This is a genomic window from Massilia sp. Mn16-1_5, from assembly GCF_004798585.1.
Taxonomy (GTDB): Bacteria; Pseudomonadota; Gammaproteobacteria; order Burkholderiales; family Burkholderiaceae_D; genus Telluria.
The window spans coordinates 177,055-191,660 of record NZ_PPXQ01000002.1; the positions used below are offsets into that span (position 1 = coordinate 177,055).

At 66.4% G+C, this 14,606-nt stretch carries 14 protein-coding genes and 1 riboswitch; of the genes, 7 read left to right on the forward strand and 7 right to left on the reverse strand.

The genetic code is table 11. The features are described 5' to 3' along the window. Positions 1-165: 165 nt before the first annotated feature. A complete protein-coding gene (locus C2862_RS02830) occupies positions 166-864 on the forward strand; it encodes a glutathione S-transferase (protein WP_136218602.1) in 699 nt (232 codons plus the stop codon). Here the strand turns inward: C2862_RS02830 and dkgB are convergent. Further along, entirely contained in the window at positions 861-1,661 is an 801-nt protein-coding gene (gene dkgB / locus C2862_RS02835) for a 2,5-didehydrogluconate reductase DkgB (RefSeq protein ID WP_136218603.1), read from the reverse strand. The two genes, C2862_RS02830 and dkgB, sit on opposite strands and share 4 nt — an antisense overlap. Before the next feature lie 18 nt (positions 1,662-1,679). Continuing rightward, a complete protein-coding gene (locus tag C2862_RS02840) occupies positions 1,680-2,882 on the reverse strand; it encodes an MFS transporter (protein WP_136218604.1) in 1,203 nt (400 codons plus the stop codon). Between the two features lie 101 nt (positions 2,883-2,983). On the opposite strand from C2862_RS02840, the gene C2862_RS02845 reads away from it, so the two are divergent. Together C2862_RS02845 and C2862_RS02850 are read left to right on the forward strand one after the other, a co-directional pair. Continuing rightward, positions 2,984-3,889, forward strand: coding sequence for a LysR family transcriptional regulator (locus C2862_RS02845; protein WP_136218605.1), 906 nt, complete (start codon positions 2,984-2,986; stop codon positions 3,887-3,889). Between the two features lie 130 nt (positions 3,890-4,019). Further along, positions 4,020-4,484, forward strand: a complete 465-nt coding sequence (locus tag C2862_RS02850; RefSeq protein ID WP_136218606.1) for a VOC family protein — start codon at positions 4,020-4,022, stop codon at positions 4,482-4,484. Between the two features lie 8 nt (positions 4,485-4,492). On the opposite strand, the gene C2862_RS02855 is transcribed toward C2862_RS02850, so the two are convergent. Then, positions 4,493-5,068: a manganese efflux pump MntP family protein gene (locus C2862_RS02855; protein ID WP_136218607.1), complete on the reverse strand. Its 576-nt coding sequence runs from the start codon at positions 5,066-5,068 to the stop codon at positions 4,493-4,495. 7 nt (positions 5,069-5,075) lie between these two features. Beyond that, a riboswitch (yybP-ykoY riboswitch) is annotated at positions 5,076-5,271 on the reverse strand. 136 nt (positions 5,272-5,407) lie between these two features. Between C2862_RS02855 and C2862_RS02860 the strand changes: the two genes are divergently transcribed. The 4 genes from C2862_RS02860 (at position 5,408) to C2862_RS02875 (ending at position 11,324) form a co-directional block, all read left to right on the forward strand. Then, a complete protein-coding gene (locus C2862_RS02860; protein WP_229467262.1) occupies positions 5,408-6,331 on the forward strand; it encodes a pirin family protein in 924 nt (307 codons plus the stop codon). 78 nt (positions 6,332-6,409) lie between these two features. Further along, the gene (locus tag C2862_RS02865; RefSeq protein ID WP_136218609.1) at positions 6,410-7,261 is read left to right on the forward strand and encodes a PhzF family phenazine biosynthesis protein; all 852 of its coding nucleotides are present in this window, start codon (positions 6,410-6,412) and stop codon (positions 7,259-7,261) included. A gap of 180 nt (positions 7,262-7,441) precedes the next feature. Continuing rightward, a complete protein-coding gene (locus C2862_RS02870; RefSeq protein ID WP_229467263.1) occupies positions 7,442-8,254 on the forward strand; it encodes a hypothetical protein in 813 nt (270 codons plus the stop codon). 121 nt (positions 8,255-8,375) lie between these two features. Next, a complete protein-coding gene (locus C2862_RS02875; protein WP_136218610.1) occupies positions 8,376-11,324 on the forward strand; it encodes an EAL domain-containing protein in 2,949 nt (982 codons plus the stop codon). 77 nt (positions 11,325-11,401) lie between these two features. Here the strand turns inward: C2862_RS02875 and C2862_RS02880 are convergent, their stop codons facing one another. The 4 genes from C2862_RS02880 to C2862_RS02895 all read right to left on the reverse strand — a co-directional run bounded on the left by C2862_RS02880 (position 11,402) and on the right by C2862_RS02895 (position 14,598). Continuing rightward, a complete protein-coding gene (locus C2862_RS02880) occupies positions 11,402-11,794 on the reverse strand; it encodes a DUF4124 domain-containing protein (protein ID WP_136218611.1) in 393 nt (130 codons plus the stop codon). A gap of 117 nt (positions 11,795-11,911) precedes the next feature. Continuing rightward, positions 11,912-12,283 (reverse strand): RidA family protein, encoded by a 372-nt coding sequence (locus C2862_RS02885; RefSeq protein ID WP_136218612.1) that lies wholly within the window; start codon positions 12,281-12,283, stop codon positions 11,912-11,914. Beyond that, positions 12,284-13,243: a threo-3-hydroxy-L-aspartate ammonia-lyase gene (locus tag C2862_RS02890; protein WP_136218613.1), complete on the reverse strand. Its 960-nt coding sequence runs from the start codon at positions 13,241-13,243 to the stop codon at positions 12,284-12,286. Between the two features lie 20 nt (positions 13,244-13,263). Further along, positions 13,264-14,598: an ATP-binding protein gene (locus C2862_RS02895; protein WP_136218614.1), complete on the reverse strand. Its 1,335-nt coding sequence runs from the start codon at positions 14,596-14,598 to the stop codon at positions 13,264-13,266. Positions 14,599-14,606 lie beyond the last annotated feature (8 nt).

Genomic DNA, 14,606 nt, shown 5'->3' on the forward strand with positions numbered 1-14,606 from the left:
CGCACTCATCCTCGCCATTCCTACGCATGGTCAGCATCGTGTTCTCCTTCAAATCCGCTTTTCTCTTCAGCAATTGAGATTCTTTATTGCAAGATTAGCACGAGCTGCGCGCTGTATCACGCGAATCCGTTCCATACTGGGCTTTTCCAGTCTGCGGAGGGCACGATGGCGTACGAACTCTTGTATTGGCCGGGCATCCAGGGACGGGGCGAATTCGTCCGCCTGGCGCTCGAGGAAGCGGGAGAGGATTACGAGGACGTCGCGCGCGGACCGGGCGGCGTCGATGCCTTGATGGCGGCGCTGAAGGAGGGGCCGACGCCCAGCTTCGCGCCGCCTTTCCTGCGCGCCGAGGGCATGACGATCGGACAGACGGCGGCGATCCTGATGTACCTGGGCGAACGTCATGGCCTGGCGCCGCAGGACACGGCCGGGCGCCTGTGGACCCACCAGTTGCAGCTGACGATCGCCGACCTGGTGGCCGAGGCGCACGACACCCACCATCCGGTGGGCAGCGGCCTGTACTACGAAGACCAGAAAGCCGAAGCGCTGCGCCGCGCGCAGGATTTCACGAGGGCGCGTATCCCGAAGTTTTTCACCTGGTTCAGCCAGGTGCTGGGCGAGAAGGATTACCTGCTGGGAGCCGGCATCACCTATGCCGACCTGTCGCTGTTCCAGCTGCTCGAAGGCCTGGACTACGCCTTCCCGAAGGCGACGGCGCGGGCGCTGGCGCAGCACCCGAACCTGGCGGCGCTGCGCGGACGGGTGGCGGCGCGTCCGCGGATTGCCGCCTACCTGCAGTCGCCGCGCCGGATTCCCTTCAATGAAGAAGGCATCTTCCGGCGCTATCCGGAGCTGGATATTTAATCCCAGCTTGGTCCGAAGTCCGGGCTGACCAGGCGCTCGCCGCGATCGAGGGCGTCGATGGCGGCCAGGTCGTCTTGGTTCAACACCAGGCTCGTCGAAGCCAGGTTGCTGGCCAGGTTCTCGCGCCGCGTCGACGAAGGAATCACGGCATGGCCGCGCGCCAGCAGCCAGGCCAGCGTGACCTGGGCCGGCGTCGCCTGCAGGCGCGCGGCGATCGCCTTGATAACGGCGTCGTCCAGCACCTTGCCGTAGGCGAGCGGCATGTAGGCCGTCAGCCCGATCCCGTGTTCACGGGCGAAGGCAGCCACCGCGCGGTTCTGCAGGTAAGGGTGGAGTTCGACCTGGTTGGTGGCGATGTTGGCCGCGCCGACCGCATCGATCGCTTCCTGCATCAGCGCAATCGTGAAGTTCGAGACGCCGATCGTGCGTGTCAGCCCGAGTGCGCGCGCCTCCAGCAGGGCCGCCATCGATTCGGCCACCGGAACGGCCCCGTTCGGCGAAGGCCAGTGGATCAGGGTCAGGTCGAGCTGCTCGAGGCGCAGCTTGCGCAGGCTTTCTTTCAGGCTCGGGATCAGGGCGTCTCCGGCCAGGTGTTCGGTCCAGATCTTGGTGGTGACGAAGACCTCCTTGCGCGGCACGCCGCTGCTGGCGAGTGCGGTACCGACTTCTTCCTCGTTGCCGTAGATCTGGGCGGTGTCGATGTGGCGGTAGCCGAGATCGAGGGCGTTGGCGACGCTGTCGATGGCGGTCTGGCCTTGCAGGCGGAAGGTGCCGGCGCCGATGGTGGGCATGTTCATGTGGTTTCCTTATGTAGATTAAACGAGTTCTGCTTGCTTCACGGCGGGCTTGATGCGGCGCGCGTCGTTGCGGTCGAGCCGTCCGGCCAGGGTGGTGAGCAGCAGCGCGCCGACCACGATCAGGGCGCCGATCGGCGGCGTCGCCATCAGGCCCAGGTGCTTGAGGACCAGGCCGCCGCCCCAGGCGCCGAGCGCGATGCCGAGGTTGAAGGCGGCGATGTTCAGGCCCGAAGCCATATCCACCGCCTGCGGGACGTCGCGTTCGGCGCGCTGCACGACATACAGCTGCAGGGCCGGCACGTTGCCGAAGGCGACCGCGCCCCAGGCCAGCACCGTGGCCACGACCAGCACCGGATGCGGCGCCGTAAAGCTCAGCACGGCCAGGACCGCGGCCAGCAGGGCGAACACGATCTGCAGGGCGCGTACCGGCCCCTTTTTATCCGCCAGGCGGCCGCCCCAGATATTCCCGGCCGCGACCGAGACGCCGTAGACCAGCATCACCAGGCCCACGCTCGAGGGCGCAAAGCCGGCCACGTCCTGCAGGATCGGGGCAAGATAGGTGAAGGCAATAAAGGAGCCGCCGTAGCCGAGCGTCGTGATCGCATACACCAGCAGCAGGCGCGGCTGCTTCAGGACGGCGAACTGCTTGGCCAGGCTGGCCGGCTTGGCGCCGCCGATGGTCCTGGGTACCAGCAGCGCGCTGCCGATCATGGCGATCACGCCGAGCAGGGCGACGGCGAGGAAGGTCGACTGCCAGCCGAATTGCTGGCCGATCCAGGTACCGAGCGGCACGCCGGTCACCAAGGCGACGGTCAGGCCCGTGAACATCAGGGCGATGGCGCTGGCCGCCTTTTCCTTCGGTACCAGGCTGGTGGCGATGGTCGAGCCGATCGAGAAGAACACGCCGTGGGCCAGGCCGGTCAGCACGCGGGCGGCCATCAGCGCGCCGTAGCCGGGCGCGATCGAGGCGACCAGGTTACCGGCCGTGAACAGCAGCATCAGGCCGATCAAGAGTTTTTTGCGCGGCACGCGGGCGGTGAGGGCGGTCAGCAGCGGCGCGCCGACGGCGACGCCGAGCGCATACACGCTCACTAGCAAACCGGCGGACGGGACCGACACGCCGAGGCTGGCGGCGACGTCGGGGATCAGGCCGACGATGACGAATTCGGTGGTGCCGATGGCAAAGGCGCTCAAGGTAAGCGCCCACAGGGCAAGAGGCATGATTTCTCCAGGAACAATGTGAACAGGGGAGGCAGTGTGCGCCAAGCCAGCCTCCGGAAAAATCCCCTGCGCTACAATAGACTTTTGACTGGGAGTCACGAATGATCGATGTCGAGGCCATGATTGCCTTCTCCGCCGTCATGGATGCGGGATCGTTTTCCGGCGCGGCGAGCCGGCTCGGGCAAACGCCCTCGGGCGTATCGCGCACCATCGCGCGCCTGGAAAAGCACCTCGGCCTGACCCTGCTGCACCGGACCACGCGCCGCCTGCAGCTGACCGACGAGGGCAGCTGGTTTCTCGAACGCGCCCGCTCCCTGCTGGCCGACATGGCCAATACCGAAGCCGAAGCCGCCGCGCGCCGATCCCAGCCCTCGGGCCTGGTGCGCGTCAACGCCGCCACGCCGACCCTCGACCACCTGCTGGCGCCGCTGGTGCCTGCCTTTCTCGATGCCTATCCGCTGGTGCAGCTGGAATTGACGAGCGGCGAAACCGTCGTCGACCTGATCGAGGAGCGTGCCGACCTGGCGATCCGCATCGGCAACTTGCCGGACTCCACCCTGAATGCGCGCCTGCTCGGCCGCAGCCGGGTGCGGGTGCTGGCGGCGCCGGCCTATCTGGAACGCCATGGCACGCCGGCCAGCGTGGCGGACCTGGCGCGCCACCGCCTGCTGGGTTTTTCGCAGCCGGGTTCGCTCAACACCTGGCCGCTGGTCCACGACGGCGCCGAAGGCTACACGATCACCCCGAGCGTGACTGCCTCGAGCGGCGAGACCGTGCGCCACCTGGCGCTGGCCGGCGCCGGCATCGTCTCGCTGTCGGATTTCATGACGCGCGCCGACCAGACGGCCGGGACGCTGGTGCCGCTGCTGCCGGATGCCGCTTTGCCCTGGGACCAGCCGGTCTGGGCCGTCTTCTATAAACAGGGTGCGCTGGCCCCGCGGGTGGCGGCGCTGGTGGACTTCCTGGTACGCGAACTGGGGCCGGTACTGGAAGCGCGCCGAGGCTGAGCCGTATGGCGCAGCGCAGCACCGATTCTGATTGCGTGAACTTCCGGCGCGCGCTACGCTCTTACCGTAGTACTGTATAAAAACCCATGACAAGCGAATAAGTCATCTACTTACCTGAAAGGAGAGCACCATGAGTTCAGCGGTCAAGCCGGTCGAAGAGGGCATGCACACCGTCGCCCCCCATCTCGTCTGCGCCAATTGCAGCGAGGCCATCGAGTTCTACAAGAAAGCCTTCGGCGCCACCGAAGTCATGCGCTCGCTCATGCCCGACGGAAAGGTCGGCCACGCGATGATCCGCATCGGCGATTCGCCCGTCTTCCTCGCCGACGAATTCCCCGACTACGGCTCCTTCGGCCCGCTGAGCCTGAAAGGCAGCCCGGTGACCATTCACCTGTCGGTGCCGAATGTGGACCAGATCTGGAACAGCGCCAAGGCCGCCGGCGCGACCGTCCGCATGGAATTGGCCGACATGTTCTGGGGCGACCGCTACGGCCAGCTGGACGATCCCTTCGGCCACCGCTGGTCGATGGCAACTCACATCCGCGACGTCTCGGAAGAGGAAATCCAGGCGGCCATGAAGACCGAGTGCGCCTGAGTTAGTCTTCAGACGGCCGCGGCCGCGTGAAGGTGCTCGTACAGGATCAGGCTGCCGATCACGATCAGCACGACGCCGCCGACGATCTCGGCGCGCTTGCCGACCAGCGCGCCCAGGCCGCGGCCGAGCATCACGCCCAGCGTAACCATCACGAAGGTGGCGAAGCCGATTGCCGCCGCCGTGACCCAGATGTTGGCGTCGATGAAAGCCAGGCCGGCGCCCACGATCAGGGCGTCGATGCTGGTCGCCATGCCGGTCACGGCCAGGCGCAGGAAGGAATGGCTGCTCGGCTTGTCTTCCTCTAGCTCGGGTTCGCCCCAGCCGGCGTGAATCATGCGCAGGCCGAGCGCGCCCAGCAGGACGAAGGCGATCCAGTGGTCCCAGGCTTGTACATAGGGCGCGGCGGCGGTGCCGAGCAGCCAGCCGAACAGGGGCGTGAGACCTTCGATGACGCCGAAGATGGCGCCGGTGCGCAAGGCCTCGCGCAGGTGAGGGCGTTGTAGTGCGGCACCCTTGCCGACGGCGGCGGCGAAGGCGTCGGTCGACATGGCCAGGGCGAGGGAAGCGGTAGCAGCGAAATTCATGGGCTTGTTCCGTCGGGCGCACGCAAAGGCAGGCCCGCGCGGCCCGAACTCGCACGCAGGCATGCCAAAGGTCTTGCCAACCGGACGGCTGCCCGTACCACGGCGCGCAGGTCGGCGCCGAGTATGTTGATACGGGAACTTCCGCAGCCAGCGCGTCACGCGCTCCAGCAGTCGGAAGCAGGCTACTCCCCAATGGATGCGGTATTGTAACCGAGGATGGAGCGAAAAACTCAGCAATATCCGGGCAATGCCGCCCGCGCACGGCAGTGTGGGCATTTGCACAAGAACCCAGCGCCACGTAGACTGGCCCGTAATATCGACCCATCAGAGGAGAACGATTTGGACCATCATGACGACCCCAGTGCCCTCGACATCGTGATCGTGCCGCCCACGCACGATCTGGGCGACGGCTTCCAGGTACGGCGCGCCTTGCCGAGCCGCCAGCGGCGCATGGTCGGCCCCTTCGTCTTCCTCGACCAGATGGGCCCGCACGTATTCCAGCCCGGCCAGGGCCTGGATGTGCGGCCCCATCCGCACGTCTGCCTGGCCACCGTCACCTATCTGTTCGACGGCGAGATCATGCACCGCGACAGCCTGGGCAGCGTGCAGCCGATCCGGCCCGGCGAAGTCAACTGGATGACGGCCGGGCGCGGCATCGTCCACTCCGAGCGCACCGATACCGCGCTGCGCCAGGACGGCAGCGGCCTGTTCGGCCTGCAATGCTGGGTCGCACTGCCGTCGCGGCAAGAGGAAACCGATCCGGCCTTTACCCACACCAAGGCCGCCGAGCTGCCCTTCATCGAAGGCGAGGGCGTCGAAGCGCGCGTCGTGGCCGGCAGCTACTGGGGCAAGCGTTCGCCGGTCGCCACGCTGTCCGATATGTTCTACGTCGACGTCGAGTTGCGCGCCGGCGCCCGTATCGCGATGCCGCCGGAGTACCCGGAGCAGGCCATCTATATCGTCGAGGGTCGCCTCGACCTGGGGCGCGACGGCACATTCGAGCCGGGCCAGCTGGTGGTGCTGAAGCCGGGCGCCGAAGTGCGCCTGGGGGCACCGGGGCCCGGTCCGACGCGCATCATGCTGCTCGGCGGCGAGCCGATGGACGGCCCGCGTTTCCTGTCCTGGAATTTCGTCGCCAGCTCCGAGGAGCGCATCGAACAGGCCAAGCGCGACTGGAAGGCGGGCGCCTTTCCCCAGGTGCCGGGCGAGACCGAATTCATTCCGCTGCCCGACTCGCAGGGCCGTCCGGTGCGCTACCCGTAGTAAATATACAAGGCATCGCCAGCACGACCAGACCCGGCGCGCTATCATCGCAGCTCTTCCATGTCAAAGGAGCAAGCCATGAACGCCCTCGACGTCCAACGCATTGCCGCCTTCTCCGACGGCGCGCAGGGCGGCAACCCGGCCGGCGTCTGGATCGGCGACGTCTTGCCAGGCGAAGCCGAGATGCAGCGCGTGGCCCATGAGATCGGCTATTCCGAAACCGCCTTCGCCGCGCCGCTGGGCGAGGACTGGCGCGTGCGCTACTTTTCGCCCGAATCCGAAGTGCCGTTCTGCGGCCACGCCACCATCGCCCTCGGCGCGGCACTGGCCGCCCGCCAGGGCGACGGCGTGTATTCGCTGCGGCTGAACGATGCGCTGATCACGGTCGAAGGCCGGCGCGGCGTCAATGCCGAGGGCGAGGCGCTGACCTCGGCCGCCCTGCAATCCCCGCCCACCCGCAGCGCGCCGGCCCCGGCCGCGCTGGTCGAGCGCGCGCTGGCGCTGTTCGGCTACCAGACGGGCGACCTCGATCCGCGCATTCCGCCGGCCCTGGCCCATGGCGGCGCCGACCACCTGGTGCTGGCCCTGCGCAGCCGCGCGCTGCTCGCAAGCATGCGGTATGAGCTCGAAGCAGGGCGGCAGTTCATGCGCGAAGCCGGTCTCGTCACCGTCGTGTTGTTGTGGGCGGAATCCGACACGCTTTTCCATACCCGCAACCCATTTGCATCCGGCGGCGTGTATGAAGACCCGGCCACCGGTGCCGGCACCGCGGCCCTGGCCGGCTACCTGCGCGACCTCGGCTGGCCACACGGCGGGGCCATCAGCGTCGTGCAAGGCGAAGACATGGGCATGCGCTCGCGCCTGCACGCCGCGATCGGGGTGGAGCAGGGCAGCTCGATCCGGGTCTCGGGCACTGCGCGCAGACTGTAGGACAACACGCCAGGCCGTTTTGTAGGACAACACGCCGCGGGTTCTTACTGACCCGCGGGTTTTATGAATTTTGAATTAAGGGGGAAAAGCCCGCCTGCTCAGCAGTTAGATATTTCTCCAAAGATTGATAATTATCAGGAAACAAGTTTTCTTCTTTAAACATTACCGGAGTTATCGATCATGGAGTACCAAGCAAACATCACCAGCCAAGGAAGCGCCGATGCGATCCGCCTGTTTGGTGATCAGCAGGGTGCGCAGCCACTCGATGAGCGGCAGCCGGTCATCGAGCGGCTGCCGTTCACGATCCGCCGTGTCGAAACCGAGGACGACTTGTTGAAGGCGGTGCGCATCCGCCACGCCGCTTATGCCCGCCACGTGCCCGAATTCGCGCGCTCGCTGGCCCTGCCGGAAGCGGCCGACTACGAAAGCGACACCATCGTCCTGCTCGCCGAGTCCAAGCTCGACGGCACGCCGATGGGCAGCACCCGCATCCGTACCAACCTGTTCCGCCCGCTCGGCGTGGAAGAGTCGGTCGAACTGCCGGAGTGGCTCCAGGGCCGCCGCCTGGTCGAGGCGACCCGTCTCGGCATCGACGAAGGCCGTACCGGACGCATGGTCAAGATCGCCCTGATCAAGGCCTGCTTCATGTATTGCCAGCAAAACGACATCGAATGGTCGGTCGCCACCGGCCGTCCGACGGTAGCGCGCCAGTACGAGCAGCTGCTGTTCTCCGACGTGTTCCCGGAGCAGGGCGCGATTCCGCTGGCGCACGTGGGCAACCTCGAGCACCGCGTGATGGCCTTCGAGATCGAAACCTTCGAAGCGCGCTGGGCCGCCGCCCGTCATCCGCTGTACAAGTTCTTCTTCGACACCCAGCACCCGGACATCGACGTCGGCCCGAAAGCCGAGCCGCGCCTGACCCGCGTGCGCTTCCCGCAGCGCTCGCCGGCTGCGTCCACCGGTGCCGACCACCTCGGACTGGCCTTCGCCTGAGCAAAGCGGAAGAGATGGCCGTTCGATATTGCATGACGGCATCTCGCTAACCCTGTATCCTTGCGCTTGATCAGACTGCGGGAAGTTCCGCCCGCAGTCTTTGTTGCTTGTGATACCGCTTATGCCCAATTCCTCCGACCCGACACGCAGTTCCACTTCGCTCATGGCCAACCTGGCCGTGGAACGGGTGCTGCGCGTATTCGCGTATTACCTGATACCGATCGGCATCGGCCTGTTTTCCCTGATTGCCCTGCTGTTCTGGCACAACCAGTACAGCGTGACCGAGCCTGCGGTACTGCCCCTGCGCGTGCTGCAGCAGCCGCTCGACCTTGGCGCCGACCCGTCGCCGGCCGCGATCCTGGCCCGTTTGAACGGCCAGCCGCCGGTTCCCGGCTACGACACCAAGCTCAGCGAGCGCCCGGTCTGGTTCGGTTTTTCCCCGATGTCGGCCTCGGTCGAGCAGGACGTCATCGAGTTCCCGTCGCGCCATGCCCTGGCAATCCGTTGTTGGGATGCAACAACGCTGCGCCCCCTGGGCGAGGCCAGCCGCAACCATGCGGGCGGTGCGATCGATCCGGTAAAAGCCGGTTTTGCGCTGCGCACGGCGCGCCTGCCTTCGCAGGTACTGTGCAGCGGCACCTTTGCCGGTCCGGCCCGTGTCAGCGTGGCGCAATGGCCATCCGAACAGTTCGCGCTGTCGGTGGAGCAGTATCACCGCAAGTCGGGCCTGCTCGACGGCGGCATGATCGTGCTGGCCCTGTTCGTGCTGTTGACCGCGCTGATCAATCGCCAGCCCCTGTACGTGCTGTTCTCGGGCTGGCTGATCCTGAACCTGCGCATCGGCGCGCTGTCGGCCGGCTGGGACATCCAGTGGCTGGGCCAGACCATTCCCGCCGACTGGCTGCTGCTCTCGCGCTCGGTGACCATCACGCTGTACGGCATCGCCACCCTGACCCTGTATCAGAACCTGCTGCGCGAAAGCCTCGAAGGCCTGCGCTACGCCGTGCCGATGCGCGTCATGCAATGGCTGTGCATCCCGATGCTGGTGGCGGCGGTGGCCGTGCCATATCGCGTCTACCTGCCGATGCTGTGGGTGATTTGCGCCTGCTGCTTCTCGATGATGACGGTCGGCCTGTTCAAGATCATCGTCGAATCGCGCAACCGGGTGGCGTCCTGGTTCGCCGCTTCGTTTGCGCTGACGTTTGTGGCCTCGCTGGCCGAGATCGTCTCGGCGGCGCTGGGCATGCACGAAGTCATCGGCGTCATCAATAGCGTGACCGCGGCACTGGCCTCGAGCCTGCTGGCCGCGCTCGCGGTGGCCGAGCAAATGCGCGCCGAGACGGAAAAGCGCGAAGAGGCCCAGCAAAAGCTGGAGCACGCCTACGAGGCGATGCCGGTCGGCCTGTTCACGCTCGACATGTACGGCCACTTCCAGAGCGCCAATCCGGCCCTGCGCAAGATGCTGGGCGCGGAGAACTTCGAGCTGGGCCGCACCGCCTGGCGCCACTTCTTCAGCGAAAACGTCTGGATGGAATTGCACGAGCAGGTCCATGGCCGCAGCGATGCCGAGCTGGAAATCGCCAACCGCGACGGCAGCCGCCGCTTCCTGGTCAGCGCGACCCTGGCGCGCGGCCGCATCGAGGGCGTGCTGCAGGACGTCACCGAGAAGCACAAGGCCACCGAGCAGCTGCGCTTCATGGCCAACAACGACCCGCTGACCAAGGTCTTCAACCGCCGCGGCATCGAAAAGATGTTCGAAGGCGCAGCCGCCTCATTGGCGGCCGGCAAGCCGATGGCGATCGCCTATATCGACCTCGACCGTTTCAAGCTGATCAACGACCTGTTCGGCCACGGCGCCGGTGACGAAGTGCTCAAGCAGGTGTGCGAGCGCATGGCCATGATGCTGGCCGGCGGCCAGCAGATCGGCCGCGTCGGCGGCGACGAATTCGTCATCGTGATGCCCGACACGGCGATTCCGCTGGCGGCGCTGATCTGCCGCGGCATCGTCGACCGCATCGGCGGCACCCCGTACCGGGTCGGCGACAAGGCCTTCCACGTGCGCGGCTCGGTCGGCCTGATCGAGGTATCGCCCGGCATGCCGATGAAGGACGCGATCTCGGCGGCCGACCGCGCCTGCCGCTCGGCCAAGGAGGCGAGCGACGGCCTGGTCGTCTACGAACGCCACGCCGCCGCCTTCCACGAGCGCGAAGCCGAGCTGAAGCTGGTGGCGCGCCTGCAGAGCCCGAACGCGACCGACGGCCTGTTCCTGGAAATGCAGCCGATCATGTCGCTGAAGAACCCGAACGACTCGCTGAACTTCGAAGTGCTGCTGCGCATGCGCGGCCTGGACGGGCGCGTGATGCCGGCCGGCCCGCTGATCGGCGCAGCCGAGAAATGCGGCCGCGCCAGCGTGATCGACCGCTGGGTCCTGACCACGACCCTCGGCTGGATCGCGGAAAACATCTCGCGCCTGCCGAACACGCGTTTCGTCTGCATGAATCTGTCGGGCGCCTCGCTGAACGACGAGCGCTTCGTTGCCGACACATTGGAGATCCTGGCGCGCCACGTGCACGTCGCCAGCCGCCTGTGCATGGAAATCACCGAGAGCGTGGCCCTGCACGACCTCGACAACACGCGCCGCTTCATCGACCAGGTGCGCAATTTCGGCGTGAAAGTGGCGCTGGACGACTTCGGCGCGGGCTATACCTCCTTCTCCTACCTGAAGGAACTGCCGGCCGACGTGCTGAAGATCGACGGCAACTTCGTTGTGAACATCAATGCGCACCCGGCGAACGTCGCCATCGTCGAAGCCATCGTCAGCCTGGCGGGCAATCTCGGCATGAAGACCATCGCCGAGTGGGCCGAGGATGCCGCTACCGTGCAGACCCTGGCCGAGATCGGCGTCGATTATGTGCAGGGCTGGGCGGTGTCGCGCTCGCAGCCGCCGGAGCGCCTGCTGACGGCCGCCTCGTCAGCCAGCTTCATCCAGGACCAGGAATTGCTCGACATGCTGCCGAACCTGGGGCATGGTGCGGCGCTGGATCTGCACGGGATCATGAAGCTGCATTAAAACGCAGGCATATGGTGGGCACGGGGCGCCCACCCTACGGCTGCGACGCTTGTAGGGTGGGCGCCCCGTGCCCACCATTACTGAATCGTTGCCAGCGACGGCCGTGCGTGCCGTTCCGAATCAATCAACAGCAGTTGAGCGCGGGCCGCCTTGAGCGTCGCGACATCGCGCGCCAGCGGGCGGTCCTGTTGCGCCACGCGCGGACGCCAGGCCTGCTGGCGGTGCATGGCCGGCGGCGCCTCGTAGCGCTGCACGGCCAGCGGCCGGGTTTCAGTCACGCCGGCGGATGACTCGGGCGCAGCATTGCTCACCAGGCGCGTGGCCTGGGAACCGCTTTCGCAGGGCTGGTCGGTGAGCGTCACATGGCCCGCGCCATCGACGCATTTCAGGATTTCGGAACCCGCCAGGGCGGCGGGCATGGCGGCAAGGGCCGCACACATCAGGGTCAGCTGAGAGGCCAGGCGCTTCATGGCGTCCTCCATCGATACGATGGAACCATTGTCCCAGCCGAGACTGCCTTACTCTGTTAGGTGCTTCACGGTGCGCGGACATTGTCAAAAAAACCACGCATGAGATCACTCGTCGGTTCAGGGACGCCGCGCCACCAGCTGGATCTCGACCAGGAAGCCATGGTGCAGGGCGGGCACCGGCACGACGGCGCGCGCCGGCTTGTGCTCGCCGAACACGCCCGCATAGATGTTGTTAAAGGCCGGCCAGTACTCGACGTCGGCCAGGTAAGCCGTGCATTGCACCACGTCCTGGAAGCCGCAGCCGGCCGCGCGCAGGACCTTTTCGCACTGGTCGAAGACGGAATCGCATTGCGCTTCGAACAGGGCGTCCGCAGGGACGCTGTCGCGGGCCGGCAGGATGCCCGACAGGAAGACCAGGCCGCCGGCGGCAACCGCCTGCGAATAATGGCCGGCGGGCACCGGCAGTTCGTTCGACTGGATGAACTCCATTCAGGCTACCAGTTCCGCGAAGCGCGAGAGGTCGACGTTGCCGCCGCTGATCAGGATGCCCACGCGCTTGCCGCTCACCGGTACCACGCCGCACAGGGCCGCCGCGGCGCCCAGGCAGCCGGTCGGCTCGACCACCATCTTCATGCGCTCGGCAAAGAACTTCATGGTCTCGACCAGCTGCGCGTCGGTAACAAGCACGATGTCGTCGACGCGGCGCTTGATCACCTCGAAATTATGTTCCCCTATGTGCGTCACCATGGCGCCGTCAGCGATCGTCTTCGGGACGCCGATGTGGACGATCTCGCCTTTGCGCAGCGATTGCTGGCCGTCGTTGCCGGCTTCCGGCTCGACGCCGATCACCTTGCAATCCGGCGACAGGCCGCTCGCCGCCAGCGCGCTGCCGGCCAGCAGGCCGCCGCCGCCCAGCGGGACCAGCAGGATGTCGAGCGGTCCGACTTCTTCGAACAATTCCTTGGCCGCCGTGCCCTGGCCGCAGATCACGTCCGGATGGTCGTAGGGCGGAATCAGGGTCATGCCGCGTTCTTCGGCCAGGCGGCGCGCGATCTCCTCGCGGTTTTCCGTAAAGCGGTCGTAGAAGATCACTTCACCGCCGTATTCCTTGGTCGCCTGGATTTTCAGGGCGGGGGCGTCGTTCGGCATGATGATGGTGGCCTTGATGCCGGCCAGGCGCGCCGACAGGGCGATCGCCTGCGCGTGGTTGCCCGACGAGAAGGTCAGCACGCCGGCGGCGCGCTGGGCGTCGCTGAAACGCGCGATCGCGTTGTAGGCGCCGCGGAATTTGAAGGCGCCCATGCGCTGGTAGTTCTCGCACTTGAAGAACAGCTGGCCGCCAGTACGCGCATTGGCGGTGCTGGAGCTGAGCACGGGAGTACGGTGGGCAGCGCCTTCGAGGCGCGCGCCGGCTTGTTCGACGTCGCTGTATTGGAGATTGTCGGTCATGATGTCAGAGAGGGAAAAAATCAGCTTGCAAGGGGCAGCGCCAGCTGCACCAGCAGCCCGCCGCCTTCGCGGTTACGCACCGTCAGCTCGGCATTGTGGCGGCTCACCACGCGTTCGACAATGGCCAGTCCCAGGCCCGCACCGTTGGCCTGGCCGCGCGCCGTATCGAGGCGGGTAAACGGTTTCATCAGCTGGTTGATCTGGTCCTCGGGCACGCCCGGGCCATGGTCGCCGATCTCGACGACGGCGCGCCGGCCGTGCGAGGTGCTGCGGACGTGGCAGGCGAACTCGAGTTCGGTGTAGTCCTGGCCCGGCGTGCGGGCATAGCGGCGCGCGTTTTCGATGACGTTGTTGATCACGCGACGCAGGTCGGTCTCGTTGCCCAGCACCTGGACCTCGTCCTCGATGCGTGTCGTGACGCGCATGCCGGGCAGGCGCGTCGCATGCTGGGCGCAGTCGGCCAGCAAGTGCGACACATCCACCGGCACGAAGCTCGAGGCCTCGGTCGGCTTGGCGTAGTCGAGGAACTGGCCGATGATGGCGTCCATCTGGGCGATATCGGATTGCATGCCTTCGCGCGCATCCCGGGACAGGTTGGCCATCTCGAGTTCGAGCTGCATGCGCGCCAGCGGCGTACGCAGGTCGTGCGAGATGCCGGCCAGGATCACGGCCCGGTCCTTCTCGACCTGCGCCAGGTCTTCGACCATCTGGTTGAAGCTGCGGTTGGCCTCGATGATCTCCTTCGACCCTTTTTCCGGCAGCGGGGCGGGGCGCTCGCCCTTGGCGATCACACGCGCGGCCGCGGTCAGGCGCGCCAGCGGCAGGTTGATCAGGCTCGAGATGAAGGCCGCGCCCAGCAGCGAGAGCACACCCACCACGCTGGCCCAGCCGAGCCACTGGATGCGCGTCAGGCCGGCGATGCGTTCGCGCTCGAGCATCAGCCAGTACTGGTCGTCCTCGATGTTAAAGCTGATCCAGAAACCGGCCATGCCGTTCACGCGGCTGGAAAAGCGCGTCTGCGCCCCCAGTTTGTCGCGCACCGCGGCGGCGATTTCGGGCATCAGGGGATTGTTCGGCGGCGGATCGACCTGGTCGGTGTCTTCCAGCGTGAAGATGCGGATGCCCTCGTTCGACACCAGTTCGAACAGCAGCTCGCGCCGCAGTTCGGGCGCGGAGTGGGTCAGCGCCGCCTTGGTGATCGTCACCACCGACACCACGAGTTCCGCCGTCTGCTGGACTTGCGGGCCGCGCTGGAACACGTTCAGCATGCCGATCCAGGAGCCCATCGACAGGGTCGTGAGCAGAGACAGCAGGAAGAAGGTGCGCCAGAACAGGCCGCTCTTCATCCAGCCCATGCGCCCGG

Excerpts from the sequence above, each read along its gene's own strand:
- C2862_RS02830 (WP_136218602.1), top strand. The coding sequence starts at position 166 with ATGGCGTACGAACTCTTGTATTGGCCGGGCATCCAGGGACGGGGCGAA.
- dkgB (WP_136218603.1), bottom strand. The coding sequence starts at position 1,661 with ATGAACATGCCCACCATCGGCGCCGGCACCTTCCGCCTGCAAGGCCAG.
- C2862_RS02840 (WP_136218604.1), bottom strand. The coding sequence starts at position 2,882 with ATGCCTCTTGCCCTGTGGGCGCTTACCTTGAGCGCCTTTGCCATCGGC.
- C2862_RS02845 (WP_136218605.1), top strand. The coding sequence starts at position 2,984 with ATGATCGATGTCGAGGCCATGATTGCCTTCTCCGCCGTCATGGATGCG.
- C2862_RS02850 (WP_136218606.1), top strand. The coding sequence starts at position 4,020 with ATGAGTTCAGCGGTCAAGCCGGTCGAAGAGGGCATGCACACCGTCGCC.
- C2862_RS02855 (WP_136218607.1), bottom strand. The coding sequence starts at position 5,068 with ATGAATTTCGCTGCTACCGCTTCCCTCGCCCTGGCCATGTCGACCGAC.
- C2862_RS02865 (WP_136218609.1), top strand. The coding sequence starts at position 6,410 with ATGAACGCCCTCGACGTCCAACGCATTGCCGCCTTCTCCGACGGCGCG.
- C2862_RS02870 (WP_229467263.1), top strand. The coding sequence starts at position 7,442 with ATGGAGTACCAAGCAAACATCACCAGCCAAGGAAGCGCCGATGCGATC.
- C2862_RS02875 (WP_136218610.1), top strand. The coding sequence starts at position 8,376 with ATGCCCAATTCCTCCGACCCGACACGCAGTTCCACTTCGCTCATGGCC.
- C2862_RS02880 (WP_136218611.1), bottom strand. The coding sequence starts at position 11,794 with ATGAAGCGCCTGGCCTCTCAGCTGACCCTGATGTGTGCGGCCCTTGCC.
- C2862_RS02885 (WP_136218612.1), bottom strand. The coding sequence starts at position 12,283 with ATGGAGTTCATCCAGTCGAACGAACTGCCGGTGCCCGCCGGCCATTAT.
- C2862_RS02890 (WP_136218613.1), bottom strand. The coding sequence starts at position 13,243 with ATGACCGACAATCTCCAATACAGCGACGTCGAACAAGCCGGCGCGCGC.
- C2862_RS02895 (WP_136218614.1), bottom strand. The coding sequence starts at position 14,598 with ATGGGCTGGATGAAGAGCGGCCTGTTCTGGCGCACCTTCTTCCTGCTG.